Source organism: Oleiphilus sp. HI0086, from assembly GCF_001635225.1.
The window spans coordinates 1-8,131 of sequence record NZ_LWFZ01000678.1; the positions used below are offsets into that span (position 1 = coordinate 1).

General features: G+C 46.0%; 6 protein-coding genes. 2 read left to right on the forward strand and 4 right to left on the reverse strand.

The genetic code is table 11. From position 1 onward, the window contains the following. Window positions 1-61: 61 nt before the first annotated feature. The 4 genes from leuS to ybeY form a co-directional block, all read right to left on the reverse strand. Window positions 62-2,647 carry a leucine--tRNA ligase gene (gene leuS, locus A3756_RS10230; RefSeq protein ID WP_068506690.1) on the reverse strand — a complete coding sequence of 862 codons (2,586 nt, stop codon included), beginning with the start codon at window positions 2,645-2,647 and terminating at the stop codon, window positions 62-64. A gap of 156 nt (window positions 2,648-2,803) precedes the next feature. Beyond that, entirely contained in the window at window positions 2,804-4,348 is a 1,545-nt protein-coding gene (gene lnt / locus A3756_RS10235) for an apolipoprotein N-acyltransferase (RefSeq protein ID WP_068506687.1), read from the reverse strand. An 85-nt stretch (window positions 4,349-4,433) separates the two neighbouring features. Then, the gene (locus A3756_RS10240; protein WP_068506685.1) at window positions 4,434-5,315 is read right to left on the reverse strand and encodes an HlyC/CorC family transporter; all 882 of its coding nucleotides are present in this window, start codon (window positions 5,313-5,315) and stop codon (window positions 4,434-4,436) included. Between the two features lie 19 nt (window positions 5,316-5,334). Beyond that, the gene (ybeY, locus tag A3756_RS10245; protein ID WP_068553443.1) at window positions 5,335-5,853 is read right to left on the reverse strand and encodes an rRNA maturation RNase YbeY; all 519 of its coding nucleotides are present in this window, start codon (window positions 5,851-5,853) and stop codon (window positions 5,335-5,337) included. Between the two features lie 244 nt (window positions 5,854-6,097). Here ybeY and A3756_RS10250 point away from each other — a divergent pair, with 244 nt between their 5' ends. Next, window positions 6,098-6,376 (forward strand): hypothetical protein, encoded by a 279-nt coding sequence (locus tag A3756_RS10250; RefSeq protein ID WP_068553444.1) that lies wholly within the window; start codon window positions 6,098-6,100, stop codon window positions 6,374-6,376. 15 nt (window positions 6,377-6,391) lie between these two features. Continuing rightward, window positions 6,392-8,131, forward strand: a 1,740-nt coding sequence (locus A3756_RS10255; RefSeq protein ID WP_068553445.1) for a TonB-dependent receptor, incomplete at its 3' end; no start/stop codon positions are given.

Sequence of the window (8,131 nt, forward strand, 5' to 3'; positions counted from 1 at the left end):
ATCGCCCCGAAGCTTTAAGCGAGGGGCGATATTAAGGAGGAAAGAACAGGTCTATCGTTGCCTAGTTCGCAACGATATTAACCAGCTTTCCAGGTACAACGATTACTTTACGAACGGTCTTGTCATCTGTAAAGCGTTTAACGTTTTCATCATCCAAAGCAGTTTGTTCCATTGCTTCTTTGCTGATATCAGCAGGCACGTCAAGCTTGGACCTTACTTTACCATTCACCTGAATAACGATCGTTTGCGAAGCCTTAACCAAGGCGCTCTCGTCAACACTTGGCCAGCCCGCGCCGATAACTGCGTCTTTGTGGCCCAGGGTTTCCCATAGCTCATGTGAAATATGAGGCGTGATTGGTGCAAGCAGTAAAGTAACGGTTTCAAGCGTTTCCTGCATGACCGCACGGCCTTGCTCACTGACATCAACAAACTTCGAGGCTGTATTCATTAGCTCCATAATAGCCGCGATTGCTGTGTTAAAGGTTAAGCGGCGGCTAACGTCGTCACTTACTTTAGCAATCGTTTCATGCGTTTTTAAGCGAAGCGCTTTCTGCTCTTTGTTCAAGCTGGCAACATCGAGTGCAGCCACATCGCCCTGAGAAACGTGAGAATACACCTGGCGCCAGATACGCTTAAGGAAACGGTTTGAACCTTCAACCGCACTGTCAGACCATTCCAATGATTGCTCAGGAGGCGCAGCAAACATAATAAACAAACGAACGGTATCAGCACCAAACTGGTCGATGGTGGTTTGTGGGTCAACACCGTTGTTCTTAGATTTCGACATCTTGCTCATGCCAGAAGACAACACTTCGCTACCGTCAGACTTGCGCTTGCAGCTAATGGTTTTGCCTTTTTCGTCCGTCTCGATATCGACTTCAGCTGGCGCGATCCAGATCTTGCCACCTTTATCGTCTTCCTGATAGAAGCTTTCAGCCAATACCATGCCTTGGCATAACAGACGCTTGAACGGCTCGTCACAATTTACCAAGCCGACATCTCGTAACAGTTTGTGGAAAAAGCGCGCATAAAGCAGGTGCAAAATAGCGTGCTCAATACCACCAATATATTGGTCTACAGGCAGCCAGTAATTTGCCGCGCCTGGGTCTAACATGCTGTCAGCAGACTGAGGTGAACAGTAACGTGCGTAATACCAAGACGATTCCATAAAGGTATCGAAGGTATCTGTTTCACGTAGTGCAGGCTGACCATTATGAGTCGTCTTTGCCCACTCCGGGTCGCTCTTGATAGGTGAGGTGACACCGTTCAGCTCAACGTCTTCAGGCAGTACAACAGGCAGCTCATCTAAAGGAACAGGAATCGCGCTGCCGTCTTCAAGATTCTTGATCGGGATAGGTGTGCCCCAGTAACGCTGGCGAGAAACACCCCAGTCACGCAAGCGATAGTTAATACGCTTTTTGCCAGTGCCTAGCGCTTCGAACTTGGCAACAATGGCATCAAAGGCTTCTGCCGAGCTTAGGCCGGTGAATTCACCTGAAGTCACCAATACGCCTTTTTCAACAAAAGCTTCTTCTTGTACATCTATGTCGTTGCCGTCTTCCGGCGCAATCACCTGCTTGATAGGAAGCTGGAAAGCCTTGGCGAATTCATGGTCACGCTCATCGTGAGCCGGTACCGACATAACCGCACCTGAACCGTAATCCATCAAGACAAAATTAGCCGTCCAAACAGGTACTTCTTCGCCCGTAATTGGGTGGATAGCAGTAAAGCCGGTTGGAATACCTTTTTTCTCCATCGTCGCCATATCTGCTTCAGCGACTTTGTTGTTCTTACACTCTTCAACAAAGGCTTTCACCTCAGCATTATTCCCTGCCGCTTCAAGAGCAAGAGGGTGCTGGGAAGCAACTGCAACGTAGGTCACACCCATTAAAGTATCTGGGCGAGTGGTATAAACGCTTAGCTTGTCATCTCGACCTGCTAGGTCGAATGAGAATTCCAAACCTTCAGAGCGGCCGATCCAGTTGCGCTGCATGGTTTTGACCTGCTCAGGCCACTCATCTAACTGATCGAGATCTGCCAACAGCTCTTCAGCATAATCAGTAATCTTGATAAACCATTGTGGAATTTCTTTACGCTCGACCAAAGCACCAGAGCGCCAGCCGCGGCCATCAACAACCTGTTCGTTTGCCAAAACAGTTTGGTCGACAGGGTCCCAGTTGACGGTTGCGTTCTTCTTGTAAACCAAACCTTTCTCGTAAAGCTTGGTGAAGAACCACTGTTCCCACTTGTAGTACTCAGGCTGACAGGTCGCCAGTTCGCGACTCCAGTCGTAGCCAAAGCCCAGTGCGTTCAACTGAGTCTTCATGTATTCGATATTTTCGTAGGTCCACTTGGCAGGTGCTACCTTGTTATTGATCGCAGCATTCTCTGCAGGAAGACCAAAAGCATCCCAACCCATTGGTTGCATTACGTTTTTGCCTTGCATGCGCTGATAGCGAGAAACAACATCGCCAATGGTGTAGTTACGCACGTGGCCCATATGTAGTTTTCCGCTCGGATAAGGGAACATGGACAGGCAGTAGTATTTCTCTTTTGTTTCGTCTTCAGTGACAGCAAAGCTGTTGTTGTCTTGCCAAAATTTACGGGCTTTTTCTTCTATTTGCTGCGGTTGATAATGTTCTTGCATGAGAGTCTTCAATGTCGCGTGTTTTTATAAAGAGTGAAAAATAAGGTACTTTTTAGAAGCTTGGCGCTTAAAGATGGATAAAGCATCAAGCCGACTAAAACCAGCCGGCTATTCTAGCCTAGATTACGGTGCTTTTCACGCTTCTGTTGATGCTTTTCAGCGCCTGACTCTTAGTACTAAAACGAGCAGAGCACAAAACCAAAATAGGGGAGTGGAACCAGTGTGTGAAAAAGGTGTGCGTCCTTCCAGTAAACGAATTTTAGAAAACAAAATCGTTTGTACAAATTGCTCACTTTGGGCTGTAATCTTTCCGCGCTCGTCGATGATCGCACTAACCCCATTATTGGTGCCGCGCACCATGTAGCGGGCATTTTCAGCAGCACGCATCTGCGCCATTTCCAAATGTTGAAGCGGGCCTATCGAGGTGCCAAACCAACTGTCGTTACTGATGGTGATCAGGTAATCTGCGTCGGCCGACTGCTTGGCAACAAAATCAGGGTAGACCACTTCATAGCAAATAAATGGCGCCACTTGATAGTCGAAGGACTTTAGCAAGGCTTGGTCTTCTGCACCGGTTCGAAAGTCAGACATGGGTAGGTTGAAGAAGTCGATCAGGCCACGCAATAAATCTTCCAGCGGAACATATTCCCCAAAGGGAACCAATTTCTGTTTATGGTAGATACTTTCGCCTTCTGCTTCACGCGCACCAAGACTAACAATACTGTTGTGGTAAACCTGGCGACCGCTCTCTCTATCGATGTGTCGAAAGGGGATGCCGCTGAAAATATTACTATTATTCGCTTTCGCCAGTTCAGACATTACATTCAAAAATGGAAGGGCCTGGTCATATAACCTGGGCACCGCCGTTTCTGGCCAAACAATCACATCACTCTGCCAGGCCTGCTCGCTCATGGTCTCGAGTAGTTTTAAGGTTTTTGGAATTTGTGAACGTCGCCATTTAAGTTCTTGGGGAATATTAGTCTGAATCAGCGCGACGCTGAGCTCATCTTTAGAATCTTCAGTATTGCTAACTTTACTTTGGCTCCAGTTAATGGTGCTTAATGCAGGCCCGCTAATCCAGAAGATCAGTGCAAAAGCGAGTAAACCGAACTTGTGCTGCTTAGTATCAGAAGCTAACAACAAGGCTAAAGCGGTGCCGCTTAGTGCAACAATGAAGGTAAGCCCGTGTACACCAATCACCGGGATCCAACCGCTTAAAGGTGACTCAAGATGCGAATAGCCCAAAAATAGCCAGGGGAAACCCGTTAGGAATACAGTCCGAAAACCATCACCCAAGACCCATATCGCGGTAAATAAAAAGCTGTTTATTAATGTGTTGTCACCGCGTAGTTTGAAGTAGAGCCAGAAGTTCAAAGCGCTAAACAGGGCCAAGCCAGCAACAAAAATGACAGTTAAGCCACCTGCAAGCACTGGTGGCGCATTGCCATAGGTGTTAATACTAACGTAAACCCACGAAGCGCCTGAACCAAAAAGCCCTAAGCCAAATATCCAACCATACAAAAAACCTTTCTCGGCTTTGCCTGAAGGTTTTAAGGCTTGCGTGCAAAGTAGTATCAATGCAATCGAAATAGGGCCTAGTAGCCATAAGCCATATGGGGCAAGTGTGAAGGTTTGCAGTGCACCGGCTACTAACAGGCAAATGAAAATTAAGGGCTTGGGCAGAGACGGGAATAGGTTCATGGAGTGTCAAATTTCAATGGGGTCAGACTCGATTGAAAATATTGCGGTTTCAATCGAGTCTGACCCCATTGAAACCGCTGGAATATCAATTCTTCTCTATCTTCACCAAGCGAATGCTTCGGTTATCAGCATTAAGTACTGTTACTTTAAAGCCATACATAAGAGTTGTATCACCGCGGCGGGGCAGGCGTTCGAACTTCTTCAGAATCAGGCCTCCAATGGTGTCGAATTCCTTATCTGGCAGTTCCGTTGAAAAGTACTCATTAAATTCATCAATAGGGGTGATGGCCTTTACGTTATACTCGCCATCAGTAAGAGGCTTAATTAACGCTTCGTCATCGATGTCGTGCTCATCTTCGATCTCGCCCACGATCTGCTCAAGAATATCTTCAATCGTTACAAGCCCGGCAATACCGCCATACTCATCGGCAACAATTGCCATATGATTACGGTTTTGCTTAAACTCCTTAAGAAGCTGATTTAATCGCTTGCTCTCAGGTACAACCGTCGCTGGCCGTAAAGCCTCAGAAATCTTGTTTTTGCTAAGTTGTCCTTTTATCGCTAGGGGCAGTAAATCTTTAGCAAGCAAAATACCGATAATATCGTCAGTTGACTCGCCAATAACCGGAAAACGTGAGTGAGCAGACTCGATAATGCTATGCATATACTCTTCAGGCTCAAGCGTCGCGCGTACGGTAATCATCTGGGAGCGGGGAATCATCACTTCGCGAACTTGCATGTCGGTGACTTGCATCGCGCCTTCGATAATACTGAGCGAGTCAGCATCGAGAACGTTTCGGTCTTCTGCGGTACGGAGAATATCCATAATATCGCGCAGCGACGCAGGCTCATCTGAAAAAGCCTGGGTGAGTTTTTCAAACCAGCCTTTTGAACTATTTTTATGTTCTTGCTTGGCTTTACTATGGCCTGACTGGCTACTCGGAGGTTTTGAGTTATCTTCGTTCATAAACGTTTTCTAGCGAATCCTATGCTGTATCGTGGTTTGCAATAGTATCATCTTCGACGATCTCAGTGTAAGGGTCTGGAAAGCCAAGTTCAGCCAGAATTTTCACCTCAAGCGCCTCCATCATATCTGCTTCATCGTCCTCGATATGGTCGTAGCCCTGCAGGTGCAAAGTGCCATGAACCACCATATGAGCCCAGTGAGCTATTTCTTGCTTCGACTGTTCCGCTGCTTCCTTTGCTACCACAGGGGCACAGATTACCAAATCGCCCAAAAGGTTAAGCTCAATCTCGGCTGGCGCTTCGAAAGGAAAAGACAAAACATTAGTGGGTTTATCTTTGCCGCGATACTGGCTATTCAATGATCGGCTTTCTTCCTTGTCGACAATACGAACGGTAAGCTCATATTCTTGTTCGTGCTTTTTCCTATCATGAAGTGAGGCTTTAAGAGCGGCATCAACCCATAAACTCAGTTGGGAAAGCGTTGGGATATGAGGGTGTTCAGAAGCTTCCTGAAGGTCGATCGCGGCGATAGCAGTCATAAATCCGTTTTTCGCAGAAAATAGAAAATAATATTGGGGAAACGAAGTGCTACGTTAACACAGAATTTCCATCAGTGGGACAAAAATAGTAGTGAGTATTCTAGAGCGCTTTGAGGCTGGTATTTTTACGGATCTATCCTATAGTCAAAAGACTATAAATAGTATAAAAAAGCGAGCTACGAAATAATGATATCTACTGGATGTCCAGTACGTAGTCGCGAAAAAATCTAAGAGAATAGTTTAAATGTCTCGCAAGCCGATTTTTACCTCATCTTCCATTCTACTTTGCTCTATATTGTCAGCGACGGCTTGGGCCGATGGACACTCGCCGACAGAAGCAAAGCAGCCATTAAAACTAAAGGATGTGACGGTAACGGGGACCAAAGAAGGCGAGGTGAAGCTCCAAGAAGTACCGGCAGCAATTTCGGCCTACACCGAAGAAGATATGAGCGATGCTGGTATTGGAAATATCAAAGACCTGCGTATGCAAACGCCGGGGTTGAACCTTACACATAATGGCTAGTCTGCACGGCTCTACATGCGTGGTATTGGTAGTAACCTGGACTTTATTGGTTCAGACCCAAGTGTCACCGTTCACGTCGATGGTGTTTACCAATCTAGAACAACCTCAATTCTTGAAGACTTTCTCGACGTTGAACGAGTCGAAATACTGCGTGGGCCACAAGGTACTTTGTATGGTCGAAACTCTACCGGCGGTACGATTAACCTGATCACTAAAAAACCAGAAGCGGAGTCTAGCGGTAAGCTATTCGCAGAAGTTGGCTCGTATAGTTTTCGCAGCGTAGGCGGCATGATAAACGGCACAATTTCTGAGGATAAGGTTCTAGGCCGTTTAGCTGTTGTTAAGACCGATCACGATCCTTACGTCAAGAATACTGCTGCAACAGGTGTTGATGGTTTATTGGATGACGACTCTTTAGCGACTCGCGGGGCATTGCGCTTTTTGCTCGATGACAAAAGCGAGTTAGTGTTAAGGGCAGATTATTCAGATATTGATAGGAATCCAGCGGCTTATAAGACGACGCTTGTGAACTCGGATGGTGCAGCAGGTACATTAGCAGCAGGAGCAATAGTTCCTAGTGATCCATGGTCGGTTAATGTCAATGATGTTGACCCCTATACAGAAAGCAAAAACTATGGCGCCTCAATCGAGTATACGCGAAAAATATCTCCTGAATTAACCTTGGTTTCTCTGACAGGGTATAGAGACCTAGATCTCAAGTTAAAGGAAGATACAGATGGTAGCGATGTGGTGTATCTGGTGACAGAGTATGAAGAGCAGCAGAATATGCTCTCGGAAGAACTGCGTCTTCAATATCAAGGTGACAGGCTAAAATGGGTGGCAGGTGCATATTATTTGCAAGAAGAGCATGAATCTGACACTGCCATTAACTCTACAATTGTTGTCGTAGACTCCAAAAACGAAACACAGGCGTATGCGCTCTTTGGGCAAGGAACCTACTCAATAACGGATCGGCTGAATACAACTCTGGGTTTGCGTTACAGCAGTGAAGAAAAAGAATTTGACAATGTGTATGATCACGCAGATCCTACATTAGATTTTTCTGCGTCGCCCTCTAATTCTTGGGACTCATGGAGCCCATCGTTCTCGCTTGATTATACATATGATTCTGGAACGATGGTGTATAGCAGTGTCAAACGCGGTTTCAAAAGCGGCGGTTACAACATGACGGATGCTTCGCCAGAGTATTCTCCCGAGAAGGTTTGGTCCTACGAAATAGGTAGTAAGTTCCAGCTATTAGATAAAAAACTACATTCAAACATAGCTTTATTTTATAGCGACTATCAGGACTTGCAGGTATCAGAGTTTACAAGTCCAGGTGTATTGAATGTTTCTAATGCTGCAGAAGCGAATATTTTTGGACTTGAGATTGAAAATAAGTGGATGCCAACCTATAACCTGGCGATAGAAATGAATTATGCGTTTTTGAATGCAGAATATGATAATTATATCATTCCGCCAGTTGTAAACGCTGATAGCTCGATTGCTCAGCCTGAACAGGATGCTTCTGGGGATGATATGGTTGCATCTCCAGCTCATAAAGTTAGTTTGGCTGGCCAGTACTTTCATGACTTGCCAAGTGGTACGTTAAGTTACCGCTTGGAGTATGCGTGGCAGGATGAGCAGTACTTTACTGCGCCGAACCATGAAACCTCTTATCAGGGGGCTTATGCTTTAGTGAATGCGAGGTTCGGTTATGAGAGTGCAGATGAAATGTGGGAAGCAGAAGTTTAC